Origin of the sequence: Deinococcus humi, from assembly GCF_014201875.1 — a bacterium.
Taxonomy (GTDB): domain Bacteria; phylum Deinococcota; class Deinococci; order Deinococcales; family Deinococcaceae; genus Deinococcus; species Deinococcus humi.
The window spans coordinates 124,072-143,276 of the sequence record NZ_JACHFL010000011.1 but is presented as its reverse complement, the minus strand read 5'-3'; the positions used below and the strand labels follow the sequence as shown (position 1 = coordinate 143,276).

General features: G+C 62.3%; 16 protein-coding genes and 2 pseudogenes. 11 read left to right on the top strand and 7 right to left on the bottom strand.

What is annotated here, in order from left to right; all coding sequences use genetic code 11:
* The first annotated feature begins 31 nt into the window (after positions 1 to 31).
* The 6 genes from HNQ08_RS18165 (at position 32) to HNQ08_RS27985 (ending at position 7,841) form a co-directional block, all read left to right on the top strand.
* A complete protein-coding gene (locus tag HNQ08_RS18165) occupies positions 32 to 2,215 on the top strand; it encodes an AAA family ATPase (RefSeq protein WP_184135296.1) in 2,184 nt (727 codons plus the stop codon).
* Positions 2,216 to 3,175: 960 nt separating this feature from the next.
* Complete coding sequence (locus tag HNQ08_RS18160) at positions 3,176 to 3,988, top strand: carboxypeptidase-like regulatory domain-containing protein (RefSeq protein WP_229790242.1); 813 nt, start codon at positions 3,176 to 3,178, stop codon at positions 3,986 to 3,988.
* A 1,232-nt stretch (positions 3,989 to 5,220) separates the two neighbouring features.
* Positions 5,221 to 6,159, top strand: coding sequence for a hypothetical protein (locus HNQ08_RS18155; protein ID WP_229790243.1), 939 nt, complete (start codon positions 5,221 to 5,223; stop codon positions 6,157 to 6,159).
* A gap of 143 nt (positions 6,160 to 6,302) precedes the next feature.
* Positions 6,303 to 7,100: a hypothetical protein gene (locus tag HNQ08_RS18150; protein ID WP_184135289.1), complete on the top strand. Its 798-nt coding sequence runs from the start codon at positions 6,303 to 6,305 to the stop codon at positions 7,098 to 7,100.
* 92 nt (positions 7,101 to 7,192) lie between these two features.
* Entirely contained in the window at positions 7,193 to 7,672 is a 480-nt protein-coding gene (locus HNQ08_RS18145) for a hypothetical protein (RefSeq protein WP_184135285.1), read from the top strand.
* 46 nt (positions 7,673 to 7,718) lie between these two features.
* The gene (locus HNQ08_RS27985; protein ID WP_268240033.1) at positions 7,719 to 7,841 is read left to right on the top strand and encodes a hypothetical protein; all 123 of its coding nucleotides are present in this window, start codon (positions 7,719 to 7,721) and stop codon (positions 7,839 to 7,841) included.
* Between the two features lie 704 nt (positions 7,842 to 8,545).
* Here the strand turns inward: HNQ08_RS27985 and HNQ08_RS18140 are convergent.
* The 4 genes from HNQ08_RS18140 to HNQ08_RS18125 form a co-directional block, all read right to left on the bottom strand.
* The gene (locus HNQ08_RS18140) at positions 8,546 to 8,932 is read right to left on the bottom strand and encodes a hypothetical protein (RefSeq protein WP_184135283.1); all 387 of its coding nucleotides are present in this window, start codon (positions 8,930 to 8,932) and stop codon (positions 8,546 to 8,548) included.
* A gap of 21 nt (positions 8,933 to 8,953) precedes the next feature.
* A complete protein-coding gene (locus HNQ08_RS18135) occupies positions 8,954 to 9,316 on the bottom strand; it encodes a carboxypeptidase-like regulatory domain-containing protein (protein WP_184135281.1) in 363 nt (120 codons plus the stop codon).
* Between the two features lie 243 nt (positions 9,317 to 9,559).
* Positions 9,560 to 9,739 (bottom strand): hypothetical protein, encoded by a 180-nt coding sequence (locus tag HNQ08_RS18130; RefSeq protein ID WP_184135278.1) that lies wholly within the window; start codon positions 9,737 to 9,739, stop codon positions 9,560 to 9,562.
* Between the two features lie 462 nt (positions 9,740 to 10,201).
* A complete protein-coding gene (locus tag HNQ08_RS18125) occupies positions 10,202 to 12,100 on the bottom strand; it encodes a tetratricopeptide repeat protein (protein ID WP_184135276.1) in 1,899 nt (632 codons plus the stop codon).
* Positions 12,101 to 12,894: 794 nt separating this feature from the next.
* Between HNQ08_RS18125 and HNQ08_RS18120 the strand changes: the two genes are divergently transcribed.
* Positions 12,895 to 13,734: a carboxypeptidase-like regulatory domain-containing protein gene (locus HNQ08_RS18120; protein ID WP_184135273.1), complete on the top strand. Its 840-nt coding sequence runs from the start codon at positions 12,895 to 12,897 to the stop codon at positions 13,732 to 13,734.
* A 57-nt stretch (positions 13,735 to 13,791) separates the two neighbouring features.
* On the opposite strand, the pseudogene HNQ08_RS18115 reads toward HNQ08_RS18120, so the two are convergent.
* A pseudogene (locus HNQ08_RS18115) lies at positions 13,792 to 14,506 on the bottom strand (IS6 family transposase).
* Between the two features lie 99 nt (positions 14,507 to 14,605).
* Here HNQ08_RS18115 and HNQ08_RS18110 point away from each other — a divergent pair.
* A complete protein-coding gene (locus tag HNQ08_RS18110; protein ID WP_184135271.1) occupies positions 14,606 to 15,988 on the top strand; it encodes a phospholipase D-like domain-containing protein in 1,383 nt (460 codons plus the stop codon).
* Positions 15,989 to 16,209: 221 nt separating this feature from the next.
* Positions 16,210 to 16,389, top strand: a complete 180-nt coding sequence (locus tag HNQ08_RS18105) for an NAD(P)H-dependent oxidoreductase (RefSeq protein WP_184135269.1) — start codon at positions 16,210 to 16,212, stop codon at positions 16,387 to 16,389.
* A gap of 234 nt (positions 16,390 to 16,623) precedes the next feature.
* Here HNQ08_RS18105 and HNQ08_RS18100 read toward each other — a convergent pair whose 3' ends face one another.
* On the bottom strand, positions 16,624 to 17,355 hold the full coding sequence (locus HNQ08_RS18100; RefSeq protein ID WP_184135267.1) for an SDR family oxidoreductase: 732 nt from the start codon (positions 17,353 to 17,355) through the stop codon (positions 16,624 to 16,626).
* Between the two features lie 114 nt (positions 17,356 to 17,469).
* Here HNQ08_RS18100 and HNQ08_RS18095 point away from each other — a divergent pair, with 114 nt between their 5' ends.
* Entirely contained in the window at positions 17,470 to 18,051 is a 582-nt protein-coding gene (locus tag HNQ08_RS18095) for a TetR/AcrR family transcriptional regulator (RefSeq protein ID WP_184135264.1), read from the top strand.
* A 157-nt stretch (positions 18,052 to 18,208) separates the two neighbouring features.
* On the top strand, positions 18,209 to 18,526 hold the full coding sequence (locus HNQ08_RS27175; RefSeq protein ID WP_221284284.1) for a hypothetical protein: 318 nt from the start codon (positions 18,209 to 18,211) through the stop codon (positions 18,524 to 18,526).
* On the opposite strand, the pseudogene HNQ08_RS18085 reads toward HNQ08_RS27175, so the two are convergent.
* Positions 18,475 to 19,130 (bottom strand): annotated as a pseudogene (locus HNQ08_RS18085) (IS6 family transposase). The gene HNQ08_RS27175 and the pseudogene HNQ08_RS18085 sit on opposite strands and share 52 nt — an antisense overlap.
* Positions 19,131 to 19,205 lie beyond the last annotated feature (75 nt).

The following is a 19,205-nucleotide window of genomic DNA, read 5'->3' as shown; positions in this document are numbered from 1 at the left end:
ATTGCAAAGGCGCGATTGCTATCATTTCAGCGTGCTTTCGACACCCCTCGTGCACGTCGCGCTGCTCGGCGTCCCCACCGTGTCCGGGCCGAGCGGGGCCGTGACGCTGGACCGCAAGTCGGCGGGCGTATTCGCGCTTCTCGCCTTTGAGGGAAGCACTCCGCGCTCCAGGGTGGCGGGCCTGTTATGGCCCGAGTCGAAAGAACACATGGCGCGCAACAGCCTGGTGCAGCTCCTGAAACGCTGGCGCCGCACGCTTGGAGAAGATCTTGTGGTTGGTGGCGACGTCGTGCGCCTCAAAGAGGGCCTCACGGTGGACGCGCTGCAAGTACAGGACGCTTTGCTGCTCGGACACGAGGAGGCGTTCGTGGCGCACCACGAGGATGTGTTGGGCGCGTATATGTACGACGACCTGCCCGAATTTCACGAGTGGCTGGCGGGCGAGCGTACCCGCTGGCGCGGCTGGCGGCGCGACGCGCTCGCCGCGCTGAGCGACCGGGACGCGTCCCGCGGCGCGTACGAAGATGCCCTTGCGTGGGCCGAGCACCTGCTGCGCGTCGACGCAGCGTGCGAAGATGCGTTTGTGCGCGTCCTCAAGCTGCAGTACCTGCTGGGCGATCGCGACAGCGCTCTGCGCACCTTCGCGCGCTGCGAGGCTGTGCTGTGGCGCGAGCACGGCGTGGCGCCGTTGCGCGCCACCCTCGACCTGGTCCGCACCATTCAAGGTGGGCGCGTCCTGACCCCCAACACACCCTCAGCCCAGCGGGTCATGCCGTCGTCCGTGCTGTGCCCCCCGATCCTGGCGGGACGCGAGCGCGAGTGGGCGTTGATGGACGAGGCGTGGGCGCGCGGCACAAGCATCGTGATCAGCGGGGTGCCGGGTGTCGGCAAGTCACGCTTGATCAAAGAGTTCGCTGCCAGCAAAGGGCCCTTCTTCAATCTTGACGGTCGGCCTGGCGACACCAACGTGCCGTACGGCACGTACGCGCGCGCGTGGCGCCGCGTCTTGCGCGCCCGCCCCGACCTGGAGTTGCCCGATTGGGTCCGCGAGCAACTCGCGCTGTTCCTCCCAGAGGTGTGGCCAACGAGCGAGCCGCCCACGCCATCACGCGGGAACAAAGAACGGTTGTTCGCGGCCGTCGGTGAACTGGCGCTGCGCGTGAGCCGCGGCATGAAGTGCGTCATTGCCGATGATATGCAGTACTACGACCCCGCCAGCATGGAGCTCGGCGCGTCCATCGCGCAGAAGTACGTGCCCTTCGACGCACACCAAGGGGTCGTGCCGATGATCGCTGCGCACCGTGCGGGCGAGTTGCCGAGCGACGTGGAAGCGCAGCTGAGGGGCATGCTGGCGGCCGGCTTGTGCATCTGGATTGACCTTGAGCCGCTTGACGAGCACGCCACGACGCGGGTGCTCGCGAGCTTGAATCTTCCGCTCGTCGACGTTCACGCCGCCCGGCTCGCGCGCTCCAGCGGTGGCAACCCGCTTTTTCTCCTCGAAGCCGTCAAGCACCTGCTCGAACACAAAGGCGCGTCGAGTGACGAGTCGCCCTTGATGCCTGGCAAAGTTCAGGAAGTCATCGGCGAGCGTTTGAGCCGCCTGTCCACGAAGGCCCTGCTGCTCGCCCAAGCTGCCGCCGTGCTGCAAACGGACTTTGACCTTGACCTCGTGAGCGCCGTGCTCGATGCGCCCCTCCTCGAGGTGCTGCCCGCGTGGCAAGAACTCGAACGCGCCCAGATCCTCGCAGAGGGACGCTTCAGCCACGACCTGGTGTACGAAAGCGTGCGTGCGGGTATGTCAAACAGCGTTCGCCAGGCCCTGCACCGCGCCGCGGCGCGGGCGCTTGAGCTGCACAACGGCAACCCCGCGCGCACGGCGCGCCACTGGCTCGAAGGCGGCGCCGCGCGCCGCGCCGTGCCGAATTTGCGTGAAGCGGCGCGCGCGGCGTGCGCCGCGCTGCGCTTTACGGAGGCGGCCGAAGCGCTGGAGCAGGCCGCCGCGATTCTGGAAGCGAACGGCGAACTCGACGCCGCTTTTGACATGTGGGCCATGCTGATGACCGACGTCCTGAGGTCCGGCGCGTTGACAGAGCGGTGCGACAGCACCATGCGGCACTTGACCGATCTCGCCCGCACCACCCGTCACCGCGACGCGCTGGCCCGCCTTGCCGCTGAGCAGGCTGGCGCGCCGAGCCCACACGAGACCGCGCGCTGAGCGCTTTCAGTCGTCGGCCGAAAATCTCAAGGTTGTGTTGCCTGAACTGCCGTCATGGCAGTCTGAGGATAGGGGTGGCCTGAACCTGAGGCGATCACTGCAGTGACCATTGACCACATCTGGAACGCTTGTTTCCGATTTTTCCCACTGATCAATGTAGACACGCTGGTCCGGATTTGATAGTGGCGGTTTAGGCATGCCCCGATTTTGCGGTTCTTCCACTGATACGTGCAGCGGGTTACCTCGTGAGCAAAACGTGTTGATGAAGGATTTGAAATGACCCACGCCCCTACATCTGACGCTCAATCTGCTTGATCTTATTCATGACACTTTCAGTGGGTCCACTGCTCTGAGGCGTGCTTCGCTCTCCCTCACCAGACGCTGGTCCAGCCGGTGAGCGTGCTCCTCGTAGAAGAGCTGATCGAAGTTCAAGGCCAAGCGAGGCTGAGCGATCCTGGGTGCGCACTTCTCCGTCAGCACCCTGAGCGTCCTCGCTTGTGGAGCTGCCTCTAGAGATTGAGAGCTTTGCTAGAGCACCCGACGCTCCTTTATACCACCTGACTTGTTGATCCCCGGCACAGCGCGTGACGGGTCTGAACCCATCTCGAAGCAGGTTTAGGAAGCCCAGGTCAGCACTTCCCCAGAACTCTCAAGGGCAGCCGACCTGTCCGGTGCAGAGACCGTGTTCAGCTCTGGCACGCGGGGCTCATATTCAACTCCACAGCGGCCTCACGCACTTCCTGCGCCACGAGCACACCTGCTGGCGTCCTTGCCGCGGGAGCAGCCATGGGCATCTCTGACACTCGGAAAAGACCACTCCAGCTTCTCAGGCCTCCGCCCGGACCAACCGTTCAGGTACGCAGGCTGGTGACAGGCCTTCATCCGCAATTCATTCCCCACCTGCCAGAGTCAACGCGCCTCAGGACGGCAACACGATCCGGAACGGCAAAGGAGCACACAATGCACAAATTCATTATTCCCTTGAGCATGGCATTCGTTCTTTCCGCGTGCGGGGGAGCGGGATCGATCACCAATCCGCAACCCATTCCCGGCCAGGACCCAGGACCCGTCAGTCCGGCGGCAGGGACGGTCAGTGGACGGATTCTGGATGCAACGGGCAAACCGGTGACAGATGCCGAAGTGTGGATTCAACCGGCGTCCTACCAGGGCCTGATCAAGGCGCGCACGGATGCCCAGGGATACTACAAGTCCCCCGAACTCAATCTCGCGGTGGCCCCCTACGAGGCGCAGGCGTACAAGCTCGTGGACTATCACGGTGAAAAGACCTGCGTGCGGATGGGTGGTGAAACCCTGGCCGATTTTGACGTCTTCAATCCCCGGGACGGTGCCGTGCGCAACTTCCGCTGGAAGATGACCGGCCCTGCCGAAGGTGGCTACGACAATCTCACCTGGGGCGGCGACCTCCGGTTCTACCAGGACCCCTCGACGGAAGATGCCGACATGGTCCGTGGCGACGAGACCATCGAGGTGACGCTGGTGCCCAATGGGCCGCTGATTGACGGCAGTTCCGGGCAGCGACTGACGCGCACCGTCAAGGCGGGCCAGGGGGTCAAGGACGTCGCCGTCGGGCGTTACGACATCTCCGCGGTGGTCGTGAATGCTGATGGGACGAGGACGCCACTCAAAATTATGGCGGACAACGACGTGCAGACCGTGCCGTTCAACACCACAATCACGATCCTGTTTGACGGTCTGTCCAGTTGCGGGCATTACGCCACGTACCATTCCACCCCTCTCGCCCTCTCCCGGTGACCCGACCTCCGGGGTGCACCTCCAGCTCACAGAAACCACGCTTCAGCCGGGCCGCCCCCAACTTGTGCTGGAGGGGGCGCCCTGGTCAACACGTGGCACTCATCTGCACCTACTCCAATCGCCAAGACCAGCGAGCACCTTACGTGATCCAAAACCAGGCCGTAAGCCGGGCCACCCGACACGCCCTCCGTGTGGCCCGGCTTACGGCCCTTAGCACCCTCTCGCTCTCCATAGGCTCTAGGGATCTACGCCACCGGGATGTTGCACGACATCGGAAAACTTGCTGTTCTGCGCGCGCCCGCTGGCGCTCCGCCTCCCTGCCTCGAATGAGTTCGCCCTGGTTCGACGGTGTCTGACCTATGGTGCCCAAGAGTATGCGGCGCGTGTGATTCCATTGCCGCAGGCGGTTATCCATACTGTCACCCATCACCATGATCACCTCCACTGATCATTGCGACGTGCAAGATCTGCGAGCCCTGAATGCACCACCGCCCCACCTGCAGTCCGGCGGCACCTGGCCTCATCGGTCTTGATCATCTTCCCCGACCGTATCGTCGTGGCCATTCTGCGCGCCTCCAGCAGCGGTCCATCCTCTTGATGGTCGGAGCCTAGACCGTCATCAGCCAGCCCATCCCGCTCCCAGCCCAGCCCAGGCGCCAGGAGCACGAAATACAAGAAGCCCATCCAAGCTCACTCGGTGATTCAAGTGATACCTCCCTCCGGTCATGCGCTTCCTCTCAGACACGCTTCCCTCACTCGGTCGATGTTTTTAGGGCCATCCCCTTCAGGGCGGCAGACATGGCGTCCACCACGTGAACGTGTAACCCTCACCAGGGTTGCACTGGGGTTCTGCGGTATCACCCCCTGACGGTGAAGGGTGAGCCACCAGAGCACCGAGGCCGAACTCAAGCCTAGCTGATCACAGCCCAGAGGCCGTTCGTTCGGCCTGAGCCCACTCCGCTGGCACTGAACGCTGTGTGGAACGCAGTCAGGACCGCCAAATACACGTGCCTTGCGTTACGGCCATCACAAGACAGGCAGCATTCATCCTGAATTCATCCTGCATTTTGCAAGGTTCGTGACAGCAGCACGAATCCACAGCTACGACAGGCTGTGGCCCCACCCTTGGAGGATGTATGAATTCATTCCATCGCGTTGTTAGCTTGAGCGCCGCGCTGACTCTGTCCACAATTCTCTCCCTCGCAGAGGCAACGCCCTCGACTTCCAAGCCCATGACGCCCGTCGTTCAGGGCACCACGCAACTGGCAGGTGGTGTGGGGACACTGGGCAAAACGGTCACGCTGGGCAAGGGACGCTCAGCCATCAACTTCACGCTCAATAGCGCGGAGTTCACCCTGGCCAGAGTCACTGTAGGCACGAACGTCTACGTGCCAAAAGCTGGCGAGAAACTCCTGATCCTACGCTACACGCTGCAGAATCCCCAGAAGGAGTCGAAGGACATCTCCTGGAACACCCTGAAGTTCACCGCCGTGGATGCCCGGGACATCAACCATGAGCATGACAATTACGTTGGGCGGGACGGGACGTCCGAGCAGCTCGACATGACCTTGAAGCCGGCTCAAAAAATTAATGTGTACGCGGTGATGGCCGTTCCGGCGGCCGGTCCCATCCCGAAGCTCATCGTGAGCGCCGGAGACGACTTCCCAGTCCAGCGGTATGACCTGCGCGGAAAAGCGAAGGGCCTTGCCGCCGAGTTCGCCGATCCGGCCGACCCTTCGTTGACGACCGCCCGTGAGGTTCAGACGGTACCGCCTGGCACCTACGCTCCGCTTGGGAAGTTCGATGTGAGGCTGGACTCGCTTACGCTGTCTCAGGCGGCCGTGAACGGCCAGGTCCCGCCCAGTGGCCAACGGTACCTGATAGCGACCCTTAGCATCCGGAATGGCACGGCGAAAACAGCTGAGGCCGCCGACTGGGCTTTCAATACCTTCAAGGTGCAGCTGCGTGACACCGACGGCGAGGTCCAGCTCTACGACGATTACCTGCTGAAAGTCTCCCGGGATGAAACGGCCAACGGTACCCTAAAACCGGGAGAAGAAGCGAGGTTCCGGGTGTATTTTCTCCTGCCGGCAACAGTGACTGGAACCGCCCTCAGCCTCAGTGAAGGTGAGTCGCGGACAGTCGCCTTCGACGTCAAAGCAGCCCGGTGAGGCGCAGCGGGGCCCACCAAGCTCCTGAGGTAGCACGTCTCTACGCTGGCGGGTCTGGCGGGTCCTAGTCCTGCCGCACCGCCTCCTGATCCGACCACTTCGGTGTGCCCTCAGTCCATTCCAACCACAGAGATGGAGCCTTGATGAAACACGTTTTCTGGATGACAGCACTCTTGAGTGGGATCGTTCTCGCGCAGGGCAGCCCGCCTCAACCGACCACGATGGTCGGCGACGTCTTTCTGTCCCGCACAGAAATCGCCATGCCCGGCACGACGCCGCACGTGACGACGAGCGTCGTGGCCTCGTTCTTCAGGGGAACCGCAACACTGGCCACGTCCACCACGCAAGACGTGTGCAGCGTGGTGAGAGACGGCAGTGGCCCGCTGGGACTCCCTAACGCATCTTCCACCACGCCGGTCCCCCTTGACGCCGGTACTCCCCTGGAGTTGCGGACGGCCCAGACCCCTTACGCCCAGCTCATCCGTACAGGGGCGCCGCCACACTACGCCTACCGCTCCTCGGTCCAATCACTGGCCGCACCGCCGGTCGGATTGGTCTTGAATATCCCAGGAGCTGCGGGGGGCTTCCCAGCATTCAGCGGTGTTCCTGTGCCGGTCTCGGACCCGCCGCGCCTAACCACCCCGGCCGCCGGCGAGAGCTTCACATTGAAGGCAACCTTCAGCTGGTCGAATCCCACCAAAGACCCGAACGCCACTGTCCTTCTGACCGGGATTGCAGATGACTCCGACGCCATGTTCTCCTGCTTGACCAAGGACGATGGTGCCTTCACGCTGCCCGCTGGAACGGCCGCTGAACTCAGTGGCCTGGGCTTTGAGTCGGGCACCCTGACTGGGGTTGGCCGGACCGTCAGCCATACAGTCCGGAAGGGCAGCGCAGCGCTGACAGTCCGGACGTTTGTACTGGCGATGGGTGGATCATAACTCCGCAGCAGCCACACGCCGAGTTGACGGCGGTCAAGACAACAGAACGCGGACTATGGACCGGGCTTCTGGGTGCGGCGGGAGGTGTTGTCATGGCCGGCCTCCTCGCCCATGCCCCGTACCAGGTCAATGCCGTCTACGGCCGCCCCCTTCTCATTCCGCTTCTGCTGGTGCTGGCAGGCGTCACGATATGGAGTAGGACCCTTGGCGCCCGCTACAGTCGATGGGGGCGCTCTGCTGTGGCCCTGACCCTGGCCGGGTTGGGCCTGAGTGGCCTCGGACTGATTGGTGATTATTGGATTGGGGAAAGCCGAAGCGTGCAGCTGTGGCGGCTGGGCTTCCTGTGCGACATTTTGGGCGGTTCTACCGCCCTGGTGGGATCGACGGTGCTTGGGGTGGCCCCACGGGGCGCGCCCTGGTGGCGTGTGGGCTTGGCGGGCAGTATACCCTTAACGGCTGCCCTGGCGTTCGTGATGAACGGCTACGTGCCCAGCTTTCCCATTGCGGGGCTGTGTCTGGTCTGGGGGGCCACGTTCGCTGCCGGTCTGCAGGAGCTGCGCGGTTCACGTTAGAACTCAGACTGTCACCTATGTCTTCTGGCACGCCGAGCACTGCAGCATGCCCCGACTCGTCTGCACTCAGGGCAGTGACCTGCTGCTCGACCGCGAGGCGAGCGCCCTGATTCCCTATCTGGCGCTTGAAAACCCAACGAGCCGTGCCAAACTCGCTACGTCACTGTGACCAAACTCATCAGAACCAACTTTGCACAGGCGCTTCGGACACGCCACACGGCTTGGCAACCGGATCTCATGATGGGCCACAGCGAGTTGCCACCTGCCAAAGGTATAGAGATGGATGTGCGCGGGGACTCTACGAGCATGGCCGGCTTGAGAGGTTGTGACGGCGTACGAGGCACTGCTCGCCCTGTTTGACTTCGAGAACTAACCGCCGAGCGTTCACGCTCGCAGGCCTGGCAACGTGCCGCTTTGATGTCACTTGCTCTCGAGGCGGGAGGCGTGGGTGATCCCGTGGGTCCACTCAAGTGGGCCGCTATTGGCTGCTGACGTGGCCTCCGAGGAGGCGTGCGTCCTTGTGATGCAGCAGCCCTCAACACCCAGCAGCGCCTCACGCACCATTCCCTCCCAGTCCATCCGTCCACCACGCCTCTTCGGGCGCGTGTGGATGCTGATGGAGTGGAGCGCTTGACACCAAATCGCCTCAGAGGCGTGAGGCGACGAACAATCTGGTGGTGCTCTGCTGGCCTGAGCGTGAGACAGGGCTTTTGAGCTCAGCAGGCCGACGACCAGACGCGGTGCAGGGTCCTTGCATGTGATTAACACGGGAGGGGGCGGCGAGGACAGGCGCCTGGCACAGTAATCAGTGGGCCCGCCGTTGGCAAATGGTCACGCTGTCGTGAAGCACCGGACGCTGCAACTGTGGACCGCTCAAGGTTTGAGGAGCCAGATCGGGGTTTGACGCAGAGTGCCGCTGTGCCCACAGGTGTCAAATTCACGGAAGAGCATCATAGTCGTGCTTCCCAACGCCTGCTCAGTATTGGTCTGACACACCCGCAGCGGTGTCTTCGTCCCGTTCGCGTATTTCAGGGCGGCGGAGACCTTGTAGTACCCCACCGGAATGTCACTGAGCCCCCTGGTCACCTGAGTGGTGCGCGTGGTGGTAGAGCCCTTGCTGCCGTCAATCAGCGGGCCCTCCGGGACAAGGGTCACCTCCATCGTTGCGTCAAGGTCGACCACCTGAGCTTCTTCGGTGAAGAGACGCTCGAAGCTGAGGTTCCCGCCCCAGGTGTCGCCCCCGTAATCGGACGAGGGCATATCCGATTCGCCGCGAATCTTTCAAATAAAGTTCCGTATCACGCCAGCTTTCGCGTTCAAAGCATCCTGATACGACTCCGGATTCCCAGCTATCCGCAGGCAATCCTTCTGATCGTGGTATTTCACTTTCTTGTAGGCCGTCACGCAGTAGGGATTGGAGGCTGGGTTGAGCTCAATGGACTGGTACTGGCTCCTCGGGTCGCTGGTCGCAAACAGGGTGCCCCGGAACATGGCAGGCGCAATGATGATCCTGACCCCCGACACGGGCTTGCCGCGCTCATCGACCACGCGGCCGCTCACTGTATTGGCCGTCGCGGACAGGCCAATGGTGGCCAGGAACAGTACAGAAAGGCTGAGTGTAAGGGTTTTAACAGGGGTTGACATTGATACACTCTTTTGAAGGTCTCAGGTGATTTTCTGGACTGTTCGGAAAGCAGCGCAATCAGGGAGCCGTGAATTTCGAGTGATTCCGGCAGAGCATGTGCAGGAGGCCGACCAAGCCAGTTGGTATTTGCGTGGGCGAGGTATGAGCGCAGCGCTCTGTGGCGTCTTCAGGTCACATGCCGTCCTTTTCCGGCTGGCGGAGAAGGCGGCCGCCTCTATGCCAGGCGTATGCCCTTGAGTGCCTCAGGTGGTCCTGTCCTGCAGCTGAACCGCGGTGGAAAGGTACGTGATCAGCGCGCGTGGGCAGGCGAAATACAGATATTGGTCATCGCGGCGCACCGACGCGCGCCACACGCCCAGCCCCATGTCCGGCTCCAGCCACACACGCACCACCAGCCAACGCTGGGGGCTAAGAGTTTTCACCGCAGGCACCGTCATGCTTTCGTCGGGACAAGGAGGCCATTCGGCCCCATTGTCATGTGGCCAGTGGCGGCGTCCCGGCGCTTGGGACCTGAACGCACGTGGGCGGCGCTTGAGCCAAGTGAAGACTGGGAGGTGCCCTTGCAGGTTTTCATGGTTTCTCCTGGGACCGAGGCGACTTCGTCTCCCTGGAAGGTCAGGGTGTCGCACGGTCGGTGATCTTCAGATGATCTCCACGCTTCGTGTTTGACGACGCGGGAATGCGGTGCGGCCTGGCCACGCCACGGGCATGGAGCACCAGGACCGCCCAGCGCCGGCCCGCGCGTCTTGGGGCTGGACCACTTCGGGGGACAACGTGGCATCGGCAGGGGTTCAAACCCTATCTGCGGGGTCACCGTCTGCAGGAGTGGGAGAAGTGGTCCTGGGCCATGGATTGAAGGTCCCTTCTTCGCCGCTGAGCAACGGTCACTCCACGATGAAGCTGATGGGGTATTCCTGTTCCACCTCCAGCCCGTACCCTCCCACCTTTCCGCCGTCGGACACGGAGGCTTTGGCCCCCACATCCACGATCTGTCCGGAGGTGTCGACGCTCAAGTAACAGCCCGCTTTCGCGCCCGGGCCAACGTTGTAAGTGCCCACCTCCAGCCCGGCCTTCACGCCGGCAAACACGGTCACCTTGCCCTGAAACGCGTACTCGACCTCTCCAAAAGTGTCGATCAGAATCAATCCCGGCCCTTCCACCTGAACGGCGACCTTCTCGCAGTTGAAACTGACTTCAGCGACGATCAAGTCGAGCGTAACCTTGTACGGATCGCGGACCGGACAGGGACCAGGCTCGTCAAGCGAGACCGCGACCTCCGGTTCAAGTTCTGGAATGTTGCCGCAGGGTGCACTGGCCTGAACAACGGTCCACAGGTCCGCGCCCTGTTGAGCGGGAACCAGAAGATCGGTTTCAATCGCCGTCAGCGTGCGGCGCTGCATCTCGAGGTTGAGGAGTTCGTACGTCGTGGGGTCGCTCACGTTGCCGATGAGCCCCGTCAGCACCCGGTAGGTGGGCCGGAAGGCCTGGGCGGTGAGACTGTCGAGTTCGTGCATGCCCGCACGCCACTTGTCGAAGGCGTCTCTGACCGCGCTGCAGCGCGCCAGGCGGTGGCGCTCATGAACCTCCTCCTGACAGCGGCGGTTGGTGCCGCACGCACTCACCTCGGGGCCTTCACGCAGGGTGGACTCCCCAAGAACGTCGCTCAGCTGCTCGTTGATGGGATCCATGAAGTGCACGTGCCGGTCCACCCTGTCCCACAGGGCCCGCACCGTCGGCTCTGATCGGTAGAACTCAATCGTGTGCGCTATGGCGGCGACGCGGGCCGCGGCGACCCCATCTGTCGCCTCGCCACTGCCCGCCGCCCGCCGCCCGCGCTGCTCGACCAGGGCGTTGAGCCGTGCCGTTTGACCCTGTACCTTGGCCGCATACTCCAAGCGGAGCGCCTGCATTCTCACGGCGTAGGCAGGGAGCCCAGCGACGTCTTTGGGGAATGGAAGCGCGGGGAGCCGTCCGTCTCTGGCACGTGAGAGATCAAAGACCAGGGCCGATGGTGCCCAGTATTCGACGTCGCTGGCCGCATCGTCGTCCTCGTTCTGCGGAACGCCTGGGGCCAGCGGTTTGTCTGCCTCATCCTTCGCAAGAGCAGGTGAGCGACGTTGTCCTGCTCGCATAAAGCGCACCGCCTCCTGCGCTTTCTTCTGTGCGTAGAGGGCGAGGGCGAGATTGCGTTTTGCTTCCGATAGCCAAGCGTCGAGGTTCACCGCTTCCCGCAACGCCACCTCAGCATCGTGATACCGGCCCAGGAGGAGGAGCGTGCGCCCCCGGTTGTTCAGTAGGACCGCCCTGGGCTTTCCACCCAGCCTGTCGGCGGCGGTCAGGAGCGCGAGGGCTTCATTCGGGAGACCGAGGAGGTCGGCCACGCCCGCCATGTTGATGAGATGTGCGGCGCGTTGGGGTTCGGTGCGGTGCGCGAACAGCAGGGCCTGTAGGGCCGTAGCGGAGCGCTGCTGAAGCACGGCAGCCGCCGCGATTTCGCTGGCCTCGAGAGCAGTGCGCCCCTGGAGAACCTCATCGAGCTTTGCCCGCGCGGTCATTCCAGCGCGCGAATCCAACAGCCTGTTGAGGTTCGTCAGCGCCTGTTGAAGTGTCAGGGGCGCGGAGGCAACAGGGCGGGATCCAGAGGCAAGCCCCTGCAGGGCGTCTTCCAAGCCCTCGATTACACTGACGTCATCGAACACGGCCACGTCCCGCACGCTGCGTAACACGGGTGACTCTTCAATGCTCGGGGTGGCCCCCGCCGAGTGGCCCGCAGCGAGGGCCATCAGGGTCAGGCCAAGGCGAAATGAGTGAAATAGAGGTGCATGTCTCACGACCTGACCGTAGAAAAGGCGGCGTGATTTTCGAGTGAAGCCGCTACGTCTGGCCTTGAGTGCCCGACCCAAAACCGACGCCCAGTCCCCACCGTCGAACGGCTCGCCTGCGCTGTGGCCGGTAGGTTGCGCTTCAGGTGCCACAATGGACACGGGTGCAGCCAGCCTGATGTCGTAAATCACCCGTGGGCTGAAAAACAAGGCGTACGGGCACGCTGCGGGGTGCTGGAGCGTCCGCTGAGGGACTACGCGTGAGGCTGGAAAGCTATTCGACACCCCAGCCACCTAAGAGCAGGATGCAGCGCGCCGTGGGGATCACGATGTCAGCCCGAACTCGGGATTGCTCGGCTCGCGGCTCCTTGGCTTTACCCTTGACCATGGTATTGTCCTCGTCCAAGGCCCATCGGGAACCCCGGCGTTTCCTCCCGATGGCGCAGCTCCTCGGCAACGGGTGGCCTGCACTTGATGCACCCCTCGCGAAGCGATGCGTGGCTGACCTTGATACCGTACTGATGCAGCAATCCCCGAATATCCCGGTAGCTAAGGGGAAAGCGGTGATAGAGCTTTAGCAGCCTGCTGTTTGATGGTCATCAAAAATCAATGGCGATAGGGCCTGGGGGCGGTTACGGCAGGTAAGCTGGCCCTGGCCTAAAGGCAACACAGCTCAAGTGAGTCCGTTTCGGTCCGTCGCCGAGAGCACAGGGACATTCATCGTCAAATCATTGTCCTTATCACAGACTTCAGGCATGACAAAGCATTCAGATTTGAAGATCAGCACGCACCGTTCACCGCTTTTCAGCATGGCTCTGTTGGTCGCCACAGGTCTGGTCGCCTGCAGCGGCGGAGGGGGTGCAGGCGGGATGGACATGCCGGGCGATCCTGGGCCGACCATTGAGGCCGGATTTGCCAAAGGCCTAGTTCTGGACGGCGGCGGTAGGCCTGTGGCTGGAGCGAAGGTTGTCGTGGGAAGTACGGTGTACTACAACGCCAACATCATCGGCACAACCGATGCCAGCGGCCGCTATCGGCTTCGCTTGACACCCGATGACTCGTGGCGGGCATACGCCTCAATCTCACGGACCTTCGAAGGTCAGATTTATACCCTAGACCTTCATCCCGAGCCCTCCAATACTTTTACCAGTGCCGACGGTGGGATCCAGAACTTCGAGTGGAAACTCACGGGTGAGAAGTCTGGAGGGAAGCATGGGACGTATGGAGCGGCTGTGCTCGCGACGCCCGTGGACGATACGTTCGAAACGGACACCAAAGCGCAGTATGTACAACTCACCCTGGAACCCGTCGGGGCCTTGATTGACGGCAGTGCGGGCAGAATTATCACCGCCATGGTGCAGCCCAGCTCAAACGGCACTGGCGTTTTCGACGTGCCAATCGGCAGATACCGTGCCACGGCAAAGTACGTCTTGCCCGGTCAGCCGGCGGTAGACATGCTTGTCAGCAGCGAGAGCTCGGAAGAGTGGAGCAGCGAATACACCGGAGTTTTTGTTCCTGCCCGTTCCGGCGCGTCTAACACCTATGAGATCCGGTTGCAGGTGAAACTGCCTGCTGACCAGCGGGCGGTCAACTGAAGGGTTCTGGCAACTTAACATTGAGCAGGTCAACTCTACCCAGTGGCAATCTGGAATTCAGACTGCCACATGCATGGCGTGTCGCCAGGCCAGCTGGGCCTTGGACTGATTCCTTCTCCGATTAAGCGCGGGGACAGTGGTGTGGGTGTGCTGGTGCAGATTCGAAACACGAGCATGCACGGCCAGAAATTCCTGTGTTCGTTGCGCTTTCTTGAACCCGAGCTGACATCGCTCCTGTTTCCAAGTTGGGCGATGGGCCTGTTCAATCAGATTGTTGCAGTGCGTAGAGGAAATCGCCTGAATGTGCTCCACAGCGTGGAGCATGGGAAGGGCTCGAAGAGCCACGCCGTAGCTCCACAGCTTATCCTTATGAACAGTGTCTGGGGCGTCAGAATTTGCGAGCAGGCTTTCAAAAAAGGCCTATGCGGCATGCGTGTCACGATGGGGGCTTGCAAGAAAACGTCCAGCGTGGCACCAGTCTCATCGACGGCCCGTTACAGCCAGAATTTCTTGTCACCTCCCTCAACGCACACCTCATCCAGAAACCACCGAGAACCCCGGCGTCCCCTCTCGGTGGCGCAGTTCTTCAGTCAGAAGGGGGGCGCCCTTGATGTTCCACTGGCGCAATGTTTCATGGCTGACCTGCTGGGCCGCGCTGGTGCAGCAATTCCTGGACATCGCGTTCACTCAAGGGAAACCGGTGGTAGAGCCAAAGGGCGTGCCGAATGATGGAGATCGGAAACCGGTGGGGGCAAGGCTTGCGGTCAGTCACGGATGATCCGCCTACTGCCGTTCAGTTGCCAGAACCATCGGCAGAAAGGAAAACGGAGTTCGTTCGGACGGGCCCTGTGAATCTGCAACACTGCGACGTATGCCAGATGCCGTCTTCGTAAACACCGGTCCCTACCCTACCCGCGAGGGCAATCAACTTCACCTGCTCCTGGACGGTGAAGCTGCCTTCGAACGGGTATGCACCGCGATCGAGACCGCAAGCCACCGCCTCTGGGCCGCCATTACCTTCATGTGGCCCACGTTTTCCTTCCCACACGGGCGCGGCACACCCCTGGACTTCCTGAATCAGGCGGCTGAACGCGGGGTAGACATCCAACTGCTGTTCTGGCGTCCGGACGACGAAACCGCGAATCTGCGTACGAACGCCTTCTGGGGGGCGCCGGAACACCTTGAGCGCCTGAGACACCTCCATCCCAGGATCAGCATTCGCTGGGACCGGGCCCATCCTGGCTACTGCCAGCACCAGAAGCTCTGGGTGGTGGACGCCGACAGCGCTGACCCGGTGGCCTTTCTCGGTGGCCTCAATCTCAATCCACATTCCCTGGCCAGTCCTGGACATCATGGGTCAGGACAGAATCACGATCTATACATTGAAATGCATGGCCCGGCCGTAGCCGACGTGCAGCACAACTTTGTGCAACGGTGGAATGAAGCCAGCGAACGGGACCAGGATGATGGGTCCTGGGGTCAAGGTGGTGCCGCCGATCTGGATTTCCCGATCGTCTTGCCCACAAGGCAAGGGGAGGCCGATGTACAGATTCAGCGCACCATTCATCCCAATCGCTATCAAGATGGTCATGCCCCCGTGGGCGGACATCCATCTGACATTGCCATGGGCGAGCGGACGATCATCGCGCAGTACTGCCGGGCCATTCGGCTTGCTCGGCGGACGATTTATATGGAGCATCAATACCTAGAGGTGCCTGAAGTGGTTGAAGCGCTCCATGGAGCGCTTCAACGAGGCATTGAGGTCACCCTGGTGTTGCCTGTGCACCCGGATCTGTCACCCGCCGCGTACACCGCACCGGAACGCCGGGCGTTCCTCGAAGCCCGCTCCGCCCTAGGCGAATATCCCAACTTTACGCTGGTCGGCCTCGCTGGCCAGGATGATGCCGGACAGCGGCATGGAGTGTGGATTCACTCCAAGCTGATGCTCGTCGATGATGAATGGGGGACGGTCGGGTCAGCGAACCTGCACCGGTTCTCTGCATTTGGGAATGGGGAATTGAATGCAGCGTTCTGGGCGCCACAGACCACCCGGGCATTCAGGGTGGAACTGTTCTTAGAGCATCTGGCAGTAGATACAGCTGACCTGGATGACGTGGAAGCGCTGCGACTGTTCCACCACGTCGCTCAGGAGAACCGGTTGAAGCTGGAGGGGGAACAGGGTCTCTGGCAGGGCATTGTTGTGGCGCTTGATATCACCAGGTATGGGATTGAGAAGCTTAGCAAGCTCCAGTAGCTCCGATCCGGAAGCAAAGACTCTCAAATTGACAGGCGTTCGAGGTCCCTATTTCCAGTACGTGGGGTGACCAGAAAGGCCTGCCCCAGGGACAACCGAAGTTGTCCCTGGGACGGGTCCGGCTAGTCACCCCACTGACCAGAAATTCTGATTTTCAGTGGATGGAGGAGCTGACCTTCTCGCATAGCTTCCAGATCACTGTTGGCCCCTATGCTGGACCGATGCCTCATGCCCTGATTGTCCACGCCCACCCCGAGGCAAACTCGTTTTGCACCGCCCAGATGCATGAGGCCGCCCATGCGCTACAGGCCCGGGGCTACACCGTGGAAGTCAGTGACCTCTACGCCATACACTGGGAGGCAGAACTGAACCGTCACGATTTCACCCTGCGCGGCGTTTGATACTGTTCCCCACGCCTCCCAGGTGGAGAGTCGCTCGGCGGAGGCGGCGCGCGATGAGCCACGTCTCGTTGCTGAGGATCAGGCGGAGCGACGGCTTGGGTGCGTCCACGAGTGCCAGGACGGCCTGCGCGGTCGCCTGGAGATCGCCGCTTTTGACGTTTCTGATGGCCGCCATCACCTGCGTCCGCAGAGGAGCCGAAATCAGCCACCCAGAAGTTGAAGCGTTGGGGGCGCTCAGCGGTGCATGGGCATTCCGGCCTCGGCGGGTTCTTGAAGGGCGGCTTCCAGTATCTGCCGCGCCACGTCCTCCGCCGAATCCGGCTGGCGCATGACTTCGGCCTGCTCACTTGTCGGGCGCGGGCCGTCACCGGGGTTGCTGCGCCGGGCGTTCGCACCGAAGTCGGTGGCGGTCTGGCCGGGGTGAAAGAGGACAACCCGGATATTGTCTGCCGCCAGCTCGTTCCGGGCCGTCAGCGTCAGGCCGTTGAGGGCATACTTGGTGGAGGCGTAAGCCCCGATGCCGGGAATCGCCATCTTGCTGACGTTGCTGCTGATGTTGATGATGACGCCGCCACCCTGCTTTCGCATATCCGGAATGACCGCTTGCATGGCGTGCAGCGGGCCGAGCAGGTTCAGCTCGATGATCTGGCGGTAGTGATCGGGGTTGACGGTGGCGACTGCACCCACCGCCGCCTGACCTGCGTTATTGATCAGGATATCGACCTGGCCGAAACGTTGCCGGGCCGCCTTGATGAGCGCCTGCACCTGCGCCTGATCGGTCATGTCGGTCGGAACGGTCAGCGTTTCGGTGCCATCCGGCAGCCCGGCGGCCACCGCGTCCAACTTGTCCACCGACCGCGCCGCGAGAACCAACTTTGCACCCGCCTCGGCGAAGACTTGCGCCGTCGCCGCGCCGATGCCCATTGAAGCCCCGGTGATGATGACCACTTTTCCTTGCACGTCCATGTGGGTTCTCCTTCGCCGCTGTTCAATACCTGCTTCTCCGGGTATCCTGAAGAAGTGGAACGACGTGCCGCTAAGATATGGAACTTGGTTCCGTTTGTCAATCAGGAGGAAAGGATGACCGACATCAACGAGCCGGCGCCACCTGCGGCGCCCAAACGGGCGGACGCCCGGCGCAATGAACAGACGCTGCTTGACGCTGCCGCCGCCCTCTTCGTCACCTCCGGCGTGGAGGTGCCAGTGCGTGACATCGCTGCCAAGGCCGGTGTGGGGACCGGCACCATCTACCGGCACTTCCCGACCCGCGCCGATCTCATCATCGCGGTCTACCGGCATCAGGTGGAGGTCTGCGCCGAGGCTGGTCCCGCCCTGCTGTCCAGCAGCGCCAGCCCTTACGCTGCCCTGCGGCAGTGGACCGGGCTGTTCGTCGATTTCCTCACCACCAAGCATGGGCTCGCCGCCGTGCTGCGAACGGACAACGACGAGTTCAAGGCGCTGCACGCCTATTTCCTCGGCCGCCTGGTGCCGGTGTGTGCGGCGCTGCTGAGCGCCGCCGTGGAGGCGGGTGAAGTTCACTCAGAGATCGAGGCCCAGGAATTGATGCGTGGCGTGGGCAGCCTCTGCATCGGTGCCGCTGACCCCCAGTACAACGCCCGCCGCATGGTGGACCTGCTCATCACCGGACTGCGGCATGGGTGAGCGGGACTAGCCCCCGTCCCGCTGTGGTGCCGGGGCAGGCGGGCATGGACCAGTCAGGAGCCACACGCCCGCCCATGGGGGCCCCCGTCATGCTGATCTTTGACTCGGGCTGCTGCTGGGCGCGCCCCTGCCGTCCGAGCTAATCCTCGCCCTGTTCGTGGCTCCGGTGCTGCTGGACGGCGCCGACACCTCATTGCGCGATCTGCGGGCCAACGCGGGGCCCGTGGGGTCGCTCGTCGTGGTGGCGGTGGGCCTCACGACCGTGGCCGTGACCACCCGGCTGCTCCTGCCCGAGTTTCCCTGGGCCGCCGCCATCGCGCTCGGGGCGCTGGTCGCGCCGCCCGACAATGGATCAACCTCTTCGTGGGGTTGTGTTGCCTTAACTTACCGTGCGGAATGTGGAGAGCAGGGGTGGCCTGAGAATCACGCTCCCCCTGCCGCGACGGTTGACCACATCTGGAACGCTTGTTTCTGATTGTTTCTTCTGGTGGCTGCGAGAACACTGGTACAAGAATGATGGTGAAGATTCGTGATATGGGCATGCAAATTCAGGAATTCTTGAGCACGTGTCCGCCGTTTGAACCTGTGCCGAGTCCGTTCGTATCACCGAGTGGATCGGTGTTGTTGCATGGTGGGGTTGTTGCACCGGTTCGTGGAGATGACCTGCTGGTGATCGACGCCTTTCAAGCTCGGGAGTTCTCGAATGGCAAGCCAGTAGCTCCGCAGCCCATCGGTGCGGACGACTTCTGGGACGTCGTATTCACTCAACCATCTGGTCAGGAAGGTCGTCGCAGCTTCGGTATCGCGATGTCGTTGAAGAAGAATATCGAGCACGAAGCCATACTCGTCCACCGCCCTCCAGAGCCAGTGTCGGACGCCATTGACGGAAGTGCAAACTTCATCCAGGCACCACCAAGAACCCTGGCGTCCCCTCTCGGTGGCGCAGTTCTTCGGTGAAGAGCGGGGCAAATTTGATGTTCCATTGCCGCCCTCTTCTCGTGGCTGACCTAAATACCGCGCTCGTGGAGGAGTTCCCGAACGTCTCGCTGACTGAGTGGGAAGCGGTGAGAGAGCCGCAGAGCTTAGCCGATGACGCTGAGGGGAAAACGGTGGCGGGAGGGCTTGCGGTCAGTCACGGCTCACCAGCCTACCAA

Bases quoted from the DNA above. Each gene is read 5' to 3' on its own strand.
- HNQ08_RS18100 (WP_184135267.1), bottom strand. From the start codon at position 17,355: ATGGACGTGCAAGGAAAAGTGGTCATCATCACCGGGGCTTCAATGGGC.
- HNQ08_RS18145 (WP_184135285.1), top strand. From the start codon at position 7,193: ATGGCCGGCCTCCTCGCCCATGCCCCGTACCAGGTCAATGCCGTCTAC.
- HNQ08_RS18105 (WP_184135269.1), top strand. From the start codon at position 16,210: ATGCCTCATGCCCTGATTGTCCACGCCCACCCCGAGGCAAACTCGTTT.
- HNQ08_RS18150 (WP_184135289.1), top strand. From the start codon at position 6,303: ATGAAACACGTTTTCTGGATGACAGCACTCTTGAGTGGGATCGTTCTC.
- HNQ08_RS18155 (WP_229790243.1), top strand. From the start codon at position 5,221: ATGACGCCCGTCGTTCAGGGCACCACGCAACTGGCAGGTGGTGTGGGG.
- HNQ08_RS18160 (WP_229790242.1), top strand. From the start codon at position 3,176: ATGCACAAATTCATTATTCCCTTGAGCATGGCATTCGTTCTTTCCGCG.
- HNQ08_RS18095 (WP_184135264.1), top strand. From the start codon at position 17,470: ATGACCGACATCAACGAGCCGGCGCCACCTGCGGCGCCCAAACGGGCG.
- HNQ08_RS18120 (WP_184135273.1), top strand. From the start codon at position 12,895: ATGACAAAGCATTCAGATTTGAAGATCAGCACGCACCGTTCACCGCTT.
- HNQ08_RS18125 (WP_184135276.1), bottom strand. From the start codon at position 12,100: ATGGCCCTCGCTGCGGGCCACTCGGCGGGGGCCACCCCGAGCATTGAA.
- HNQ08_RS18135 (WP_184135281.1), bottom strand. From the start codon at position 9,316: ATGTCAACCCCTGTTAAAACCCTTACACTCAGCCTTTCTGTACTGTTC.
- HNQ08_RS18110 (WP_184135271.1), top strand. From the start codon at position 14,606: ATGCCAGATGCCGTCTTCGTAAACACCGGTCCCTACCCTACCCGCGAG.
- HNQ08_RS27985 (WP_268240033.1), top strand. From the start codon at position 7,719: ATGCCCCGACTCGTCTGCACTCAGGGCAGTGACCTGCTGCTCGACCGC.
- HNQ08_RS18140 (WP_184135283.1), bottom strand. From the start codon at position 8,932: ATGCCCTCGTCCGATTACGGGGGCGACACCTGGGGCGGGAACCTCAGC.